This window comes from Paraburkholderia nodosa DSM 21604, from assembly GCF_000519185.1.
GTDB lineage: Bacteria > Pseudomonadota > Gammaproteobacteria > Burkholderiales > Burkholderiaceae > Paraburkholderia > Paraburkholderia nodosa.
Genome location: NZ_JAFA01000051.1, coordinates 35,556 through 51,870, shown reverse-complemented (window position 1 = coordinate 51,870; position 16,315 = coordinate 35,556). Strand labels below are relative to the sequence as shown.

General features: G+C 59.9%; 13 protein-coding genes. 8 read left to right on the top strand and 5 right to left on the bottom strand.

Annotated elements, in window-relative coordinates; translation table 11 throughout:
• The 6 genes from A3CW_RS49145 to A3CW_RS50485 all read left to right on the top strand — a co-directional run.
• Positions 1-211: ATP-binding protein (locus tag A3CW_RS49145; protein WP_028205332.1), on the top strand; the 211-nt coding region annotated here is incomplete at its 5' end.
• A gap of 1,001 nt (positions 212-1,212) precedes the next feature.
• Positions 1,213-2,223: a PRTRC system protein D gene (locus A3CW_RS0139745; RefSeq protein WP_028208502.1), complete on the top strand. Its 1,011-nt coding sequence runs from the start codon at positions 1,213-1,215 to the stop codon at positions 2,221-2,223.
• Positions 2,220-2,555 (top strand): hypothetical protein, encoded by a 336-nt coding sequence (locus A3CW_RS0139740; RefSeq protein ID WP_028208501.1) that lies wholly within the window; start codon positions 2,220-2,222, stop codon positions 2,553-2,555. Before A3CW_RS0139745 ends, A3CW_RS0139740 begins: the two co-directional genes overlap by 4 nt.
• 107 nt (positions 2,556-2,662) lie before the next feature.
• Positions 2,663-2,821, top strand: a complete 159-nt coding sequence (locus A3CW_RS52810) for a hypothetical protein (protein WP_154678182.1) — start codon at positions 2,663-2,665, stop codon at positions 2,819-2,821.
• The gene (locus tag A3CW_RS0139730; RefSeq protein ID WP_028208500.1) at positions 2,818-3,066 is read left to right on the top strand and encodes a hypothetical protein; all 249 of its coding nucleotides are present in this window, start codon (positions 2,818-2,820) and stop codon (positions 3,064-3,066) included. The genes A3CW_RS52810 and A3CW_RS0139730 overlap by 4 nt, the downstream gene beginning before the upstream one ends.
• Before the next feature lie 3,263 nt (positions 3,067-6,329).
• The gene (locus A3CW_RS50485; protein ID WP_028208499.1) at positions 6,330-6,545 is read left to right on the top strand and encodes a hypothetical protein; all 216 of its coding nucleotides are present in this window, start codon (positions 6,330-6,332) and stop codon (positions 6,543-6,545) included.
• Positions 6,546-6,683: 138 nt separating this feature from the next.
• On the opposite strand, the gene A3CW_RS0139700 is transcribed toward A3CW_RS50485, so the two are convergent.
• The 5 genes from A3CW_RS0139700 to A3CW_RS0139675 all read right to left on the bottom strand — a co-directional run bounded on the left by A3CW_RS0139700 (position 6,684) and on the right by A3CW_RS0139675 (position 12,812).
• The gene (locus A3CW_RS0139700; RefSeq protein WP_028208498.1) at positions 6,684-7,487 is read right to left on the bottom strand and encodes a hypothetical protein; all 804 of its coding nucleotides are present in this window, start codon (positions 7,485-7,487) and stop codon (positions 6,684-6,686) included.
• Positions 7,488-7,541: 54 nt separating this feature from the next.
• Positions 7,542-7,997, bottom strand: coding sequence for a hypothetical protein (locus A3CW_RS0139695; protein WP_028208497.1), 456 nt, complete (start codon positions 7,995-7,997; stop codon positions 7,542-7,544).
• 59 nt (positions 7,998-8,056) lie between these two features.
• On the bottom strand, positions 8,057-9,145 hold the full coding sequence (locus A3CW_RS0139690) for an integrase domain-containing protein (RefSeq protein WP_028208496.1): 1,089 nt from the start codon (positions 9,143-9,145) through the stop codon (positions 8,057-8,059).
• A gap of 1,568 nt (positions 9,146-10,713) precedes the next feature.
• Positions 10,714-11,550, bottom strand: a complete 837-nt coding sequence (locus A3CW_RS0139680) for a glycosyltransferase (protein ID WP_407669812.1) — start codon at positions 11,548-11,550, stop codon at positions 10,714-10,716.
• A complete protein-coding gene (locus tag A3CW_RS0139675) occupies positions 11,550-12,812 on the bottom strand; it encodes an oligosaccharide flippase family protein (protein WP_028208494.1) in 1,263 nt (420 codons plus the stop codon). The genes A3CW_RS0139680 and A3CW_RS0139675 overlap by 1 nt, the downstream gene beginning before the upstream one ends.
• Positions 12,813-13,357: 545 nt before the next feature.
• Here A3CW_RS0139675 and iscB point away from each other — a divergent pair.
• Positions 13,358-14,770, top strand: a complete 1,413-nt coding sequence (gene iscB, locus A3CW_RS0139670) for an RNA-guided endonuclease IscB (protein WP_081772027.1) — start codon at positions 13,358-13,360, stop codon at positions 14,768-14,770.
• The gene (locus tag A3CW_RS0139665; RefSeq protein WP_028208492.1) at positions 14,739-16,133 is read left to right on the top strand and encodes a phosphomannomutase/phosphoglucomutase; all 1,395 of its coding nucleotides are present in this window, start codon (positions 14,739-14,741) and stop codon (positions 16,131-16,133) included. The genes iscB and A3CW_RS0139665 overlap by 32 nt, the downstream gene beginning before the upstream one ends.
• Positions 16,134-16,315: the final 182 nt, after the last annotated feature.

Here is a 16,315-nt window from a genome sequence, read left to right as displayed (position 1 = left end):
GGCCAATCAGCCGTTCTCTGGCTGGAATGACGTGTTCCCCGACCCCGGCATGACGGTTGCCGCCATCGACCGGCTCGTGCATCACTCGACGATCTTCGAGCTGAATGTTGAGAGCTATCGCCGCCGTAAGGCCAGCGACAAACAGAGCGCGCGCCGACGACAATTACCCAACGACAACTACGAAGAAGGAGCGACAACCATGGCCTCTTAACCAGCGACAACTACACCCGTCGACCGGCCAAGATGGTTGTCGCTGACCGGCCGTGCTGCTTGACGCCGTCTAGATATCGGTTGGTCCGCGATTGACGCTGCTTCGGCGTGGGTAGAGCCGCCCCATAAATCTTTGGAGTTGATTCGATTGAACTGAGTCTGCACAAGCGTGAAGCGCGGTCAGCGTGCACTTGCGGCGCGGGATTCCGGCACGGTGGCTCGCGATAGAGCGCAAGTGGTCGCTTCGCCGGTGGATACCCGAGTGACGTGCAAGGTATTGCAAACGATAGCGTTAACGCTGCAGAAAACCGCAAGACGACCCCGGCAAACCGATCCCAGCTGTCGTTGGGTCGTCTGCGCGCGGGCGTTCTCCGTACCTGTGAGTGTGCTTGCTACGTGCCAGGCGCGGGACTCCATAAAAAACTTGACTTCGCGAAAGAATGCTCGAATAGGTCAGAAATGCTGTCTGATTAAATCAATTGACGCAATAAATAAACTTAAAAGTCTATAAATCATACGGACTAGTTCTTTATTCGCAAAAAAGTTGCAGGCGCCTGCAACTTTTTGTGCCCTCATTGAGCGTAAATAGCGTTATAGCTATTTGATTTTAAAGGGATACGCGTGGAAAGCAGGTCGTTCTATTAGTGTGCAAATTTTGGAACACTTTTCGCGCCGTTTGGATCGTTCTCTGGTTCAGCGCGCGTCTAGTGGAAAGCTCCACAAAAACATCACCATTCTGCGAAAACCGTTGCAGGCGCCTGCAACTCGTCGCCTCGCCAGATCCCGTTGCGCAATGGTATGCAAAATAGCTCGGCTTTTACGGGCCGGTGACAGCGAGCAAAAGCCCCCCTGTTCCTGTGAGCATTCATCGACTTTCTCTCTCGTCGTACTGGATAGACTCGATACAGCAGAGTCGGAGTTAGATAGGAAAACGAAGCGAAGGAAAAGCTCGTCTCCGACTTTCGAACAATCTTGTCAACACCACGCTCAAGGACACCGAACTTGAAAACCCCCGTCTTCGCCGTTGACGTCGGCTACGGCAATACGAAGTACGCATACCGCGATGTGAATGGCGCGGTCACTAGCGGCATTTTTCCGTCACTCGCGCCGCTGGCCGCGAGCCGCACGCTTTCAGCCTACGGTGAGAGTGTGTTTCCCACACGCAAGGTCGCAAAGATCTCGATCGAGGGCATCGAATACGAAGTTGGCCCTGATGTGCCGATAACTGCGGCTTACGGCAGGACAGGCCGCGCGCTCGCAGACGCCTATGTGTCGACCGACAACTACGCGGCATTGCTTTTTGGCGCGTTTCATTTCGCCGGTGTCACGCACATCGAGCGTCTTGTCTTGGGCCTGTCTGTTCACAACCTGGAAACATATTCAACGGAGCTAAAGCTGCTGTTCGCTGGAGAACATGACTTTGGTCACGGCCGCGTCGTGGTCGAGAAGGTAGTAGTCATCCCACAGCCTTTGGGTTCGCTTGCGTTTGCTGCCAGCGGGCGCCGCGGTGGCTTTGGACATGACGATGCGCACCTTCTGGTCGATGTAGGCTACTTCACGACGGACTGGATCTGCGCGAAAGGCTTCACGATGGACGATAAACGCAGTGGCGGCATTCCCGGTGGCGTATCACACGTTTGTCAGCGGATCGCGAAACTCATTTCACGTGACGAAGGCGAGCAGCTCGACGACATCGAACGTATCGACAAGGCGTTGCGAGAGAGGGCCCCCTTCTATTTCTATGGCAAGAAGATCGATCTCGCACGGTATGTCGCATTGGCCGACCCGATCATGACCAGCGTTGCGACCGAAATGCAGAACGAAGTCGGTCGCTTGCACGACATCCGCTCGATCATTCTTTCGGGCGGTGGTGCAGCGCTCTACAGCATTGCAATTCGGCACACGTTCCCGCGTGCTGTCATCGAACTGATTGACTCGCCATGCCTCGCAAACGCGCACGGATTCCTGATCGTCGGCGAGGCTGGACTCGCGCGTGAACGGGAGGTGGCATGAACAACAAAATTGAGATGACGATTACGATCAATCCTCTTGTTTCGCCGCTGCTGTACGAACGATTGAGTCGCTGCACTACGCCTCGCGAACGCGCAGCAGTATTCAGATCGCTTGCCGAGGCGGAACTTCGTGAACAGCTGATGCAGCGTACGCGAGCATCACAGCGCGAATCGGTATTGTCCACGTCGGCGCGCCCCAAAACGTCGAGGTTACCAGCGAGCGACGCGATCGCGACCGAAGACTTCCAGACTTTGACCGCAGATGATGCGGCGCACGTTGCGCCGAAGTTCAGCGTAGAACTGCTCAATCAACTGGCCGGTTACCTCGACTAGCTACGCGAACTTGACTTTCCCAACAGCGTGCAAGGATGAGTTCTGACCCAGGTGACGCAGCGCGTCGCGCTGTGCACCCGGGTGTCTACGTCAAGGAAAAAATCGACATGGAATACGAACACCTATACGCCATCCTTCAAGGCCAACGTCTGGATGAGCCACTCTCCTGGATCTATCTTGCGGCGCTGGTCGCAGTGGCAATCGCGGGTTGGAAATTCGGCGGAGTTCTTTTCGACGCACGTCAGCGCCCGGAGGACGAGCAATGAAAAGCCTCCAGGCAGCAGTGAGAATATTTCTAGGCTGGCACTGGCTTGCGCGCCGTGCTTCGATTGCGATCTTCTGCTATCTGCTCGCGCTTGTCGGTCTGTTGTTTTACGCAGGGGGTATGCCGGAGGGCGGCAAGTTTCTTTTTACTGTTGGCAGCTTGGGCTTTAGCTGGGCGATCGGATTCCTCTATCTGATACGAATGATTTTTTCCCTGCTTCTGCGGTGCCGTCGCCTGTTTATGTAGATCTGGACGCTTCGGAAGGGCCACGAAGCAGTGGCTCGCAACAGAGGGGAAACACCGTCGCCCCGTCTTTTGCTCTACCGACCTTTGTCCATCGGATCGGATCAACGGAAGCGGCGGCTCCTCACCAAGCGCTGCTCGAATCGAAGGCGCGCGTGTCCAACGATGCGAGCGGATCGGCGATACGGCTCGACAAATCGCCTTGTCAGCGGCGGGCCTTTGAGATTACAGGGTGGAAAGGGCTGGAGACGAGTTCCGTGCTAGCGGACGAACCTCTGACTCCTTCCGCGGATAGACGACTGGGGCCGGCTTTTTACACCTGTGAATTGCACTCGTGATAGTCGGACCAGCACGCTCAACGCCCGTACTGCATGAAGAAGCGCGGCGGAGTTCTGCACCGGCTGCAGGACGTACGGCGAGAAAGCCGAGTGATTTTGCGCTTGTATCGCCAGACCAAGCGCCGAAAGCTCGACAGAAGTTGCATCATTCCGGGTTTAGCCTTTTAGGCGCCTAAACGGGAAATTGGCGAAACGGCGTGCGCTGCTTGGGGACACCGAGTTTGCCTATGCACGGGGACAGTGTTTTGCGGCGACATGAGGGGCGGTTCCCAGCATCAAGCGGCTGGAGCCAGCGCGCGCCTTGCCTGGACCCACTCGCGGGCGCCTGCGCGACCGGGTTTCAGCAGAAATTGACAGACTGGCTGGGGCAGCCCTTCGTCGCGAAGAGGGGCTGCCGCAGCCGTGATACTCTCAATACCGCTGTCATCTACGGACTGGGAATGACGATGGGTTGGAGTTTCTTCGCACTGGCTGTCGCCCTCGTGCTCGGCGCTTTGGGCCTGGTCATGGACCACAACGGTCGCAAGGCGGACCGCGAACGCGCAACCGGTGGGCGGCGATACAAAGGAGATTGAATACAGGTTTCCAAGCTCGTAGCTAAAGGTAGCGTTCGCGGATCTCCTCATGCATAGCATGTGCGGCACGCTTGTCGGCAACAGGCGACCCGGGAAGAGCAGGGGCATGTCGGATAGTGAAAGGAGCGGTTTATTCCCGCGTCCCTGTCAATGGACGACTAAAACGAGGCGATATGCGCGTCTTTCTGAGGCAATTGCGGGGATTTCCGGCAGAAAGTAGTGAAATCGTTGCAAATTTCGTATTAAAGGTTGCCGGCAGTCGCGTGTCGGATTGTTGGGCGCACACTAGTGGCTCCTCGGCGACGAACGGCGGATCAAAAGATGCGTGAAAAGCATCATCATTTCGCTAAAAGCGTTGCAGGCGCCTGCAACGCTTGGCCGCCCTTCACGTCGCACTATGGTTCCAAAATAGCTCGGCTTGGTATTGTCGCGCTGTTCGTCGCATTTGGGCTGTGCGGCCTGGCCATCATCCCGGATCGAAGCCGCCAGCAAAGCTGGGAGCGCCGTGCAAACAAAGGATGTACTCTCCGCGGAGGAAATAACAATGAGCTTCGCCGTTTTTGCTTTGATTGTCGGGTTGGCCATCTGCTGGTATGGCGGCTATATGACCAGGAAGGGCCGGGAGGCGGATCGTGAACGCCGTTCGCAATCGGACTGAGCGGACGACAGCAGCGTGAGCCTCAGCTGTCCCGTCGTTGTCGCGCATTCGAGTGCGGTTATTTACATTGCTGGGCGCTCTTTCGAGCGTTCCATGCTTTGGCGCCTACGCGCGCACGGGACGCTTCAGTGGCCATCCAAGTCGAAGGCTGGCAGGCGCTCTACATTGGGCGCATCGCAGTGGTTGCAACAGGATGCGCACTTTTCGACGAACAGGCGAGGGCGGCTGCTGATGGTTAAGCACTTACACCGGCGCGGTGTTACCCTATAACTGGAACGCATCCACGGTCGGAGAAACATGATGAGCTGGAGTTTTGGTGCACCGGGAGTCGCTATCTTACTTGCCGCGATGGGCCTGATCATGGACCGCAACGGTCGCAAGGCCGACCGCGAACGCGCAACTCGAGGACGTCGATAACAACGGAGACTTCATATGGGTTTCGGCATTGTCGCGATGATCGTTGCGTTGGGCCTGTGCGGGGTCGGCATGCTCATGGAGCGCAACGGTCGCAAGGTTGACAGCAAACGTGCCAAAAGAAGACATCTAGTCCGCGGAGAATAATCATGTATTTCGGACTCTTTGCTTTGGCTATTGGGTTGGCCTTCTACTTCTACGGTGGCTATATGGTGAAGAAGGGCCGTGAGGCGGATCGTGCGCGCCGCTCGCGGACGCAGTAAATGGGCACGGGCAGCCTACTCTGTACACCGCTATAGTCTACTGACGGAGAACGATGATGGGATGGAGTTTCGCGGCGCTGGCAGTCGTCATCATACTCAGCGCATTTGCCTTGGTTTTGCTCCATAACGGTCGCAAGGCAGACCGCGAACGCGCAAACAGAACGCGTCGACTTCACGGAGAATGAGCATGGGTTCTGCACTTTTTACCTTGTTTGTCACATTGGTCATCTACTTTTACGGTGGCTATATGGTGAAAAAGAGCCGTGAGGCAGATCGCGAGCGTCGCTCGCGTTGGCACTGAACGAACGACTGCTGTTTCAGCTTTCACTATCGATTTCAATCAAGGCCGCGTTTTCGTACGCGGCCTTCTGTATTTCTGGCCGGTTTCGTGGATTCGAAGCTTGGACTCCTGCGCCCTGCACGCCTTGCGTTACACCTGTCAGCGTAACCGACAAACCTCGCAGCCTGTCTTGCGTAGCTGGTGCGAAGGAGCGTTGCCTGCGTCGGTGCCTTACCCGGAGCCGCTCGCCGGTTGTGACACCACGACGAATGAACGGAACGTGAAGAACGTTGCGTTCCAACGCGATGCTGGTTCTTGACATATGCCGACGCCATTCCATTTAAAAACCGTAGCCACTCCCTAACGTCGGTGCTGCCGGTGGCTTGGCTGGCATCGTACTGGAATCATTTAGATATCCTGATGAAGTTCTCCGCCGCAAGCTTGACTTTGCGACGGGCGCGGAATACTAGGCTGGCGAACGTCCTCCGGAACGAGGCGATCGCTAACCTCGCTAACAGGAGAGTTGAGATGATGTTCGATGAAACGCCTCGATGCCAGCGTGTCCGGGATCTCGGGTTTGCTGCACACAGATGCGGTGTTGAGATGGCGCACGGACCACACGACGAACCATGCGTCTTCAATGGGGCAGCGGATGGTTTGCGTTGTCGCCGTTGCTTGATCGGATGCGTTGACAAACGGGACAGCTGGATAGCTTCCTATGTCCGTACGACGCTAAGAATGATGGCGGGCGATATCTTTTCGGTATCCCGCCACACCACCGACTTCGCTTCGCGTGCGTTGCAGGATCGTTTCATCTCGGACACGGATGCCGTGCTGAAACGAGTCCTTGACCTTGCCGCTCTGCGTTATCTGCGTGATGGTTCGACTACCGTCACGCAGGAGGACGTGACGGACGCGTTGCGCTTGTTACTCATGGAGGCCAGCCGCCCGTGAAGAGTTGGACATGCGACAGCCAGGATCCGATTCGACACGCGCCGGATCATGCGTAAGCCGATCGACGGACACTGAGTTGAAGTGTGCCGTCGATCCCCTTAGTAGCGGCGCAGTTGCGCCAAGTTGCGTTGAAAGCCCTCAATCAAACGCTGTCGCCTTCGTCCGTTTACGGTTCGTCGCCGGGGCGAACTCGGCACGCCACTCATCCTGCGAAATGCACGGTAGTCCGAGTGCCTCAGCGACGCGTTTAAACGCACCCGCCGTGTCGAGAAGATCGCGCTGCGCGATTACCTTGTGGGCGAGTCCATGCATGATTTTTTCGGGCGCGCCATTGAGTCGCGCCGCGGTCAATTCGGTTTCGAAATCGACAGCGCGGTTCAAGACAGCGGCGATCGGCATCTTGAATTGCTGAGCCTTCGCAAAAGACGTTGATCCCGGAAGCGTCGCCTCGGGCAATAGCGTGATCTCCGCTTCACGCGCATATTCGGCCACGATGGGGTAGACCTCCTCGAGGGCGGCGTTCGCTGGGGCGTCGGTACAGAGGATCCTGATGCAGGACGCAGCCACACCCGCCGCACTTAATTCCGCAAGCGTTTCTACGGCAGCCTGCTGTGATGCGGTGTCCGGAGACGTCGAAACGATGATCGTTTTCAGTTCGGTAAGAACAGGGCGCCTTGCCTGGATGAATGCGATCATGGCTTTCCGGTCTTCAGGCGTCACGTCGATAATCCCCCCGCGCCGGGATGTCATCAAGGTGCAGTAGTGATCCTGAAGTGCTGTTTCACTTGTCGCCAAATGTATGTTGCCCCCTTGTTCGTCGGACATATGAAGCGGGCGGGGATTGATAAGCAATCCTCCAGTCTGTGCGTGAAGAACTTGCGCTGCTGAAGTTTGCGCGGCACCGTTCGAGCTTTGAAAGTGAGCCACAATCAGATGAGTCATGGTTGATCCTTCGATGGTTGTAGATGGAGCGATGAAAGGCATTAAGAACGTTGCTTACTTGCGATTGACGTCGGCGCGAACCGTATCCTGTGCATACGCTTCGCGCTTGGCCCGGCGTCTGCGACTGCGGGCGAGTTGCGAGGATTCGAGCGGCAGGTAGGTTCGCAAGCGAAATGCGTCCCACTGTCGGTTCTCGATGGGGCGACGAATACGCGGGATCACAACGGAGCGCAGAACTTTGCCGCTGTAGCCTGCGTGCAGACACACAAGGAGCACGGCGCTTAGTGCGACCAGCGCGTCATCGACATGGCAGTCCTGGTGGTCGAGATGGTTGGCGTATGCACGAAGTGTGTCCTCCGGAATATCGAGGATGGAGGTGGGCGATAGGCCGCGCGATTGGAGGAAGTCTTCAAACTGTCGCCATAGTGGTAGCAGCGTTTTGACGGCGTTCTCGCTGCTGTATCGGCTAAGCACGCCGCGCGCTTCCTCAGTGAGTGGGGATTCCAGCACGTTGTCTTGCTCCTTTGTAAGTGTTTGCTTGGTAGCTGTGATGTAATTTGCAGTGCAGATTAAAAGAATTTTTGTCTGGGCCTTTTCCCTCCATGATTTGTTTGAAAACGGCGTCCACGCGCTGGCCTTCGCCGCCTGTCGGCAGGCTCGTGAGACGCGGATCGATCCTCGGGGCGGCTCGTCGCGGACAACGCGGCGTCCTTCGTTTGCTTGCGGGGAACGAAGTCGCTCGGCAAGTGGATTTTTTCTGGGAACCGATGGCGGATTTGCCAGCAGTAGACCTCGAGAATCATCCTCACCCGCGACGGTCCGTGACCGAGGCGGTCCGAGACCTGGGTCAGTACGTCGACAGGTGATACGCCGCGATCCAGTGCGGCGTTAGCGAAGTCGACTGCATACGTGAATCTCAGACTGTGGCTCGCGAGTTCGCGACGCATTGGCAATTGCTCAAAGCGCGATTTCAGGCGGGACTTTGCGCTTTTAAGATCGTCGTGGCAGCCGCTCACCAACTCAAAGTCGCGATCGCGGCAGAACGCCAGCGCTGCGTTGATTGCGTCGAGCGTCTCGTCGATATGGTCGGCCAGCACTTCGGTGCGGCGCGGGCGGCCGTTCTTGGCTCCGCGTTCGACAGGCAGGCGCCGATCTCCCTGCAAGATTAGATCGCGCCACGTTTCTAGTGACTTGCCGCACATGAGTGCCTCGCGCATGCGAAGTCCAAGCCAACGCATCAGGCGAATCACGTGCACGACGCTGCTGTCGAACGCCTGCGCTGCGACGAGCAGGTCGCTGAATTCCTGGGGCGTACGAGCTCGATGCCTGCCATGCCGGTCTCGTCGCTCGAGCTGGAGGTCTCGACTGCGGGTTGAGCGGGACACATCCTGGCCGGCCGTACCTTGAATCACTGAGAGCGACGCTCGATAGTTCGCGAGGGTGCCAGGTTTCATCGCGCCGGCAACGAGGAACCAGACGAAGTATTCGAGCATCCAGTCTTCCGCCTGGTCCACCGCTTCCAGCGTGTGACCAATGCGCGCGGCGAAACGCGAGAACTCGCTCCAGTGCAAGCGGCGGTGCTTCTGTGACTCTTTGCTTCCTCCGGCGTCCCGACTCATCTGCGCGGCGTGGTTGACGCCTCTTGATCTTCGTCCCATAGGGTTCCTTTCCTGTGGCTGGCTGGTTTCTCCGCCTGTACTTCAACCTAATGCGCGGGGCGGCGACGCGCATGAGGGCACCCTGTTGCCATCGGCCGCGATGGCGGCGTGTCCCAGGAGGACACGTGATTGCGCGGGATCAACGCGGGTGCGACGTTGATCTGCTGTGTGATTCGGAAGTGCAAAAAAATTGGGCAGAGGCGGTTTAGCTGAGGGTCCCCGGTTAGAACCGGTGGAGAGGTCTGCGCTTGGAAATGAGAGCCCGGGGGGCGGTATGAACACCGCGCGTTGTAAGGCGACGCATTCGATGTCCAACCGCATTTGTGTGCATGCAGCACGTGGGCGATGACGGCTCGCGTGAGGGCGAGCACGATGGGGGCGGAATCTCGGGTGAACAAGTCACGTCGGGATCGCGCTTGAGGGCGTGTGAACGGGTTGATGTGCGCCAGAGCGGCGCGTGGCAGACCAGAACGTTCAATGAGCTCGAGCGTTTCAAGGATGCGAAGAAGGACCACGATTGTCGGCAAGCGGACAATTGAGACACGCCGCTGATCCCGGTTGCACCAGGAGCTCAGTCATGCCTTCGGGTAGCCACCTTCGATTTGGGCAAGTAACGTGTGCAGCGTTCGGGCGGGAAAACGCAACCCCGCACAAAAATGCCACACGACGCTTCGGGAGCACTTGGCTCCAGCAAGGCGAGGAAAGGATGAGCGATCAGTGAATCGTCGGTGATCATCATTACGCTGGCCAAAGTCAGGCCGGAAGGCTGCAAAGCCTTCGTTTGCGCGCAAGTCAGATCTGCTTAGCGCCTTGCGGCGCGAGACTTTTCAAAGGTGTCGCAGGACCGTCAGCGGATAGACCGTCGGTGCCGGTTAGCGACTTATCAAGGGAGGTAAGCTTCGCGTTAGCTCACACCAAGGCTGTTGAACGAGCAGGCGTAAGTGACGACGAGAATGATGAGGCGACTTGGAAGCCACGAGCAGTCACAAAGCGGCATGCGGGGGGTAGCACGAATGCATAGGATATTCGCCTGCGTCGGAGAAAAAACCGATCACTCGACGGGCTCCCCGAAACGGAACATTGCATTCCTCGGTCTAGCTTGGTAAGGCTAGATCAACGTCTCAAAAGAATTTTGGGCGATAAGAGCCCTTACCCGCAAAAAGCGGTTTAAAGGTCGATGCTCTGGTGAGCACAAGCAGCGACATTAAATCTCAATCATATGAGGATAGTCAAGCGCTTCCTTTGCGATGTGCATCATTGCCGATGCCAATACGGTCATCGTTTCGTTTCCGGAACCGTGCTGACGGCCGTTGCCCGGTAGACCTTACGGCTTGCGCCATACGCGAGCCGCGCCTGGTGTTACGGCGCGCGGCAAGGACACGTCCCAGCAACCGCGGGCAAAGGCTCTTGCCTCGTTCCCCATGCCGTGTCCGCGGCTCAAATGCGCGGGGAGCCATATTGGGCTCTGTTCGCTGCCGGCGCGGGTCTGGACGGGTTGGGTGCGTGTGGAGGTCATCACCCTGACGCAATTCCACAACGAACAGCAGAATTGCCGCTGTGGTCCCTCGCTACGTGCCTTGGGCAAACAGCGCGCGCTTCATCTTCTGCAAGGTGCGGTACGGCGTCACGAAGTGAAGCAGGCTCTTCGCCACGCCCGCCCAGTCGCGCCAGTTCAGCACATTCAGATAACGCAGCTGCAGGCGCAGCGTCGAGACGATCTGCCGCCGCCGCTTCGTTGCGCTGATCCCGCCTTCATTCAGTTCGTAGTACAGCCCGAGTTCGGGCAGATTCGCGCACTCATAGCGCTCCATCAATCGCAGAAACAGATCGAGGTCCTCAGCGGCCGGATATTGCACCCGATAGTTGCCCACGGTGAGCACCGCATCGACGCGCAGCATCACCGAGGGATGCACGAGCGGCGAGCGCAAGAGGCGCGTGCGGCGCAACTCGCGTGCATCGCTGCTTGGACGCAGCATGAAAAGCGGCTCGCCCGCGCGATTGACCACCTGAGTCCACGTGCCGAGCGCCGCGAGCGCCGGCTCTGCTTCCATGCGCGCGCGCTGTTTCGCGAGGCGCTGAGGCGCAGCGAGATCGCCCGCATCGATACGCGCCGCATAACGAAACCCGCGCGCCGCAAGTGCCTCGATACCCGCCTGCAAGGCGCGCTCGATGCCGCCGTTCTTCGCCATGCGCAAGACTTCCACGCACATGGCGGGCACCTCGGGCGCGACGATGGCTGGCGTGCTCCCGTCGTCAACGACGAGGGCATAGATCGTTGCGTCCTCATCGAACGAAGCGAGCGTGCGCGCGACGTCGTCCTGGCCGTTGTACGCGGGCATGAGCACGGCGACGTCGGCAAGCACGCCCTCGCGTGCATCGCGCATGGGAAGCGCGGCGGAATTCATCATGAAGCGAGCTTGAAGCGGATGTAGTAGAGGTTCACGCAGGCCGCCGCGAGATAGCCCGCCGCGAGGCCGCACAGCGCGCCATACGAACCAAGCCGCGGTATCGCCACGAGATTCACCGCGAACGCCACCGCGAGCGCGAGCAGCCATTTCGCGAGTAGCACGAATTTCGCCTGATATTTGAGCACGACGAGGTTGCCTATAGCTTCGAGTCCGGCCGGCACCGACAGCCACACGGCCCAGCGGAAGATGCCGATCGCGCCTTCGTAGTCCGGCCCGAACACACGGCCGATGATGAAGCCCGCGAGGGCATCGAGCACGAGCGCGCCGGCCACCATCAGCACGGCCGTCATCGCGAAGAGGTGCACGAGGTTGCGGCGCAGCTGTGTGGTCTGCTGCACGCGGTAGACGAAGGCGGGCGCTATCGTCTGCGAGAGCATGAGGGCGAGCGTGATCCAGTTCTCGTTGAGCTGCTGCGCGGCCGAGTAGCGGCCGAGGTCGGCGAACGAGATCGTGCGCTCGAGCATCAAGCGGTCGAGCTTCAGGAACAGGTACATGCAGATGAGCCCGAGCCAGAACACCGTGCCCGCGCTCGCGAAATGCTTGAAAAGCGAGCGGTCCACGTGCCAGCCGAGCTTGCCGCCGTGGTGGCGCCGGAAGTAGAGCACGAGCGCCGCGCCGATCGCCGCCGATTCGAGCGCCCAGAGCCAGCCGAAGGTGGCGGGCGCGAACGCCGCGCGCGCAAGCAGAAACACAAGCAGCGCCTTGATCACGGCCGTCGTCATGCTCGCGAGCAATTGCGGCTTGCTGTAGGTCATGCTCTGCAGCCACGCGTTGATCACGCCCACGAACGGCTCACGAAACAGCATCGTCACGGCAAGCCCGGCGAGCATGGCGCCGACCATCGGATCGGTTACGCCGAGCGCAATGCCCGCCCACGTGACGAGAAGCGCCGCCGCCGACACGCCAATGCGCAGCGCAAACGCGCTCCCGAGCACGGTGCCGAGCTGCTCCGGCGGCCGGTTGACGATGGTGGGCACAAGAATCTCTGCGCCGCACACCCACGTAATCGGCGCGAGCACGAGCAGGAGCGTGTTGGCGTACTGCCACTTGCCGAATACGTCAGGACCGAAATAGCGCGCGAGCACGCCGCTGATGGCGATGGCCACCGCGATCTGCGTGACGCGCTCGAGCCCGAGCCACACGATGTTTGCAAACGCACGGGCGACGTCGGGGTTGCCAAAGCGCTTGAGGCTCAGCATCGCGCATCGCCATGGCAGGAGGCGCTAAAAAAGGGACAGGCACGCGGCACGCGCAATCTTTCCGCCATTTTTGACGAATATTTTGGCAATAAAAGGAAACGGCGAAGCATTAAAATGGGTGCATACCACTGCCGAAAAACGGCAATTATAGTTGTAACGGAACCCACTTTTCGTAACGCCAGAGGCTTACCGTCGCCTGTCTGTGTTACGAATAGACCCGAATTGCCATCAGGACGTGAGCCTCAACGTCAACTACCCCACCCTGAAAGGTGGAGCTTGAGGCGGTATATATCAAGCTCGGGTTGACCAGACCGAGCGCCGCAAGGCGCTACGTTGCGCAGAAGACAGCAGACCCACCGCCGGATGCTTCACCCAGTCCGGCGCACTGGAAGGGGCGGTTGCAGACAAGCGACCGGGTAAGCGCGAAACGGATCGTCCCCGTCAGCTTTTTCGCTGGCACCTGCTGCGCAACATCGTCGAGGGGAGACTTCCCGCAAGGGATGCGTCACAAGGCCCGTAAGGGCAACAGTTTTACAGGAGCAGCCGTGGCCGTATTTGTGCTGGATCGAAGGGGCAGACCGCTGATGCCGTGCACCGAAAAGCGCGCGAGGTTGTTGCTCGCCCGTGGCCGCGCGCGCGTGCATCGCGTCATGCCTTTCGTGATCAGGCTCACCGACCGCAAGGCCGACGCCTGCTCGTTCCAGCCGCTGCGCGTCAAGCTCGATCCCGGTAGCAGGGTCACCGGCATTGCGCTCGTGCGCGAGGCAGATGACGGCATTGCCGTGCTTAACCTCTTCGAGCTGGTCCACCGTGGCCGCCAGATCAGCGAGGCGTTGACAGCTCGGCGGGCGTTTCGTCGCCGTCGTCGAGGCACCAACCTGCGCTACCGTGCACCGCGCTTTCTCAACCGCAGCAAACCCGAAGGCTGGCTGGCGCCGAGCCTGATGCACCGCGTGCACACCACGATGGCGTGGGTGAACCGCATCCGCCGCTTAGCGCCGGTCGCAGCACTCTCGTCGGAACTGATCCGCTTCGACATGCAGGCGCTTGAGAATCCGGAAGTCTCGGGCGTCGGGTATCAGCAGGGCACGCTCGCGGGCTACGAGGTCCGTGAGTATCTTCTCGAGAAGTGGAACCGTACTTGCATCTACTGTGATGCCACGGATCGCCCGCTGCAGGTCGAGCACCTCACGGCCAGGGCGCGCAATGGCAGCAACCGCATCGGCAATCTGGGGCTTGCCTGTGGCGGCTGCAACCAGGAGAAAGGCTCGCTCAACGTGCGGGAGTACGTCAAGGATCCGAAGCGCCTCGCGCGCATCCTCGCCGCCGCCTCGCGTCCGTTGAAAGACGCCGCAGCCGTCAATGCGACGCGCCGGGCGCTAGCCGATGCACTGCGGGCCACCGGCCTGCCGCTCGAACTCGCCTCAGGTGGGCGAACGAAATTCAACCGTGTCACGCACGGTATTCCGAAAACCCATGCCCTCGATGCCGTGTGTGCAGGCTGCGTCAACGCGGTCCGCGACTGGCAGCGCCCGTCGCTGACGATTGCAGCGACCGGGCGCGGCAGCTACCAGCGTACGCGCCTTACGCGCTACGGCTTCCCCCGGGGCTATCTCATGCGGCAGAAGCAGGTGCAGGGATTCCAGACCGGCGACCACGTGCGCGCTGACGTGCCGCACGGCAAGAGAGCTGGCGTCCATACCGGTCGTGTTGCGGTTCGCGCGACTGGCTCGTTTAACATCCAGACAGCCACCGCTGTCGTTCAGGGCATCAGCCATCGCCACTGCACGCTCATTCAGCGTGGTGACGGCTATGCGTACCTTCAACCCAAGGATAGCTTCCGACAGGAAGACGCGGGTGATGGGCGTGCTTCGCACGCCGCGCTATCCCTCCCCGGCATGAATCCGGGGTTTCTCGCGCAATCTGATGATTTCGAAATCGATTTTCAAGGCATATGACATCCGCGGCGTGATCGGAAAGACGCTCGACACCGACACCGCGCGCGCCATTGGCCGCGCGTTCGGCAGCGAAGTGCGTGCGCAGGGCGGCGACGCCGTGGTGATCGCGCGCGACGGCCGGCTCTCGGGTCCCGATCTCTCGCGTGCGCTGGCCGACGGCCTGTGCGAGGCCGGCGTGGACGTGGTCGACGTCGGCATGGTGCCCACGCCCGTGGGCTACTTCGCCGCGAGCGTGCCGCTCAAGCTGGTGGGCGGCGAGCGTAGCGTCGACTCCTGCATCGTCGTGACGGGCAGCCACAATCCGCCCGACTACAACGGCTTCAAGATGGTCCTGCGCGGCAAGGCGATCTACGGCGACCAGATCCTCGCGCTGTACGACCGCATCGTTGCAGACCGTTTCGACGCGGGCGAGGGCAGCTACACGAAGTACGACATCGCCGACGCCTATGTCGATCGCATCTTGAGCGACGTGAAGCTTGCGCGTCCGCTAAAGATCGTGGTCGACACCGGCAACGGCGTGGCTGGCGACCTGGCGCCGCGCCTGTTCAAGGCGATGGGCTGCGAGCTGGTCGAGCTTTTCACGGAAGTAGACGGCACCTTCCCGAACCACCATCCGGACCCGGCGCACCCCGAGAACCTGCAGGACGTGATCCGGGCGCTCAAGGAAACGGATGCGGAGATCGGCTTCGCGTTCGACGGCGACGGCGACCGCCTGGGCGTCGTCACCAAGGACGGCGAGATCATCTACCCCGATCGCCAGCTCATGCTGTTCGCCGAGGAAGTGCTCTCGCGCAATCCGGGCAAGCAGATCATCTACGACGTGAAGTGCACGCGCAATCTCGCGAAGTGGGTGAAGGAAAAGGGCGGCGAGCCGCTCATGTGGAAGACGGGCCACTCGCTCGTGAAGGCGAAGCTGCGCGAAACCGGCGCGCCGCTCGCGGGTGAGATGAGCGGCCACGTGTTCTTCAAGGACCGCTGGTACGGCTTCGACGACGGCCTGTACACGGGCGCGCGTCTGCTCGAAATCCTCTCGCGCGTGGCCGACCCGAGCAAGCTGCTCAACGACCTGCCGAACTCGCACGCCACGCCCGAGCTGCAACTGAAGCTCGAGGAAGGCGAGAACTTCGAGCTGATCGCGAAGCTGCAGAAGAACGCGAAGTTCACGGGTGAGGACGAGGTCATCACCATCGACGGCCTGCGCGTGGAATATCCGGACGGCTTTGGTCTCGCCCGTTCGTCGAACACCACGCCCGTGGTCGTGATGCGCTTCGAGGCCGACAACGATGCCGCGCTCGCGCGCATCCAGGCCGATTTCAAGCGCGTGATTCTCGCCGAGAAGCCGGACGCGAAGCTGCCGTTCTAAGGCCCGGGGGCCACCACGCCCCTTGCGACTCCTTGCGGCCACATGACGCGCCCAACGGCGCCCCGCCAGTCACGGCGCGGCGCCGTTTGCATTCCTTTCCGCGCATTTCCCCGGTTTTTCTTTGCATTTGCGTGCGGCGCGCTAAAATTGCCCACCTTTTTAATCTGTCCGGCCCAAGAGCC

Coding starts and splice junctions, on each gene's coding strand:
- A3CW_RS0139665 (WP_028208492.1), top strand. CDS start 14,739: ATGATTTCGAAATCGATTTTCAAGGCATATGACATCCGCGGCGTGATC.
- A3CW_RS0139730 (WP_028208500.1), top strand. CDS start 2,818: ATGAAAAGCCTCCAGGCAGCAGTGAGAATATTTCTAGGCTGGCACTGG.
- A3CW_RS0139700 (WP_028208498.1), bottom strand. CDS start 7,487: ATGACTCATCTGATTGTGGCTCACTTTCAAAGCTCGAACGGTGCCGCG.
- A3CW_RS52810 (WP_154678182.1), top strand. CDS start 2,663: ATGGAATACGAACACCTATACGCCATCCTTCAAGGCCAACGTCTGGAT.
- A3CW_RS0139675 (WP_028208494.1), bottom strand. CDS start 12,812: ATGCTGAGCCTCAAGCGCTTTGGCAACCCCGACGTCGCCCGTGCGTTT.
- A3CW_RS0139690 (WP_028208496.1), bottom strand. CDS start 9,145: ATGGGACGAAGATCAAGAGGCGTCAACCACGCCGCGCAGATGAGTCGG.
- A3CW_RS0139680 (WP_407669812.1), bottom strand. CDS start 11,550: ATGAATTCCGCCGCGCTTCCCATGCGCGATGCACGCGAGGGCGTGCTT.
- A3CW_RS0139740 (WP_028208501.1), top strand. CDS start 2,220: ATGAACAACAAAATTGAGATGACGATTACGATCAATCCTCTTGTTTCG.
- A3CW_RS50485 (WP_028208499.1), top strand. CDS start 6,330: ATGATGGCGGGCGATATCTTTTCGGTATCCCGCCACACCACCGACTTC.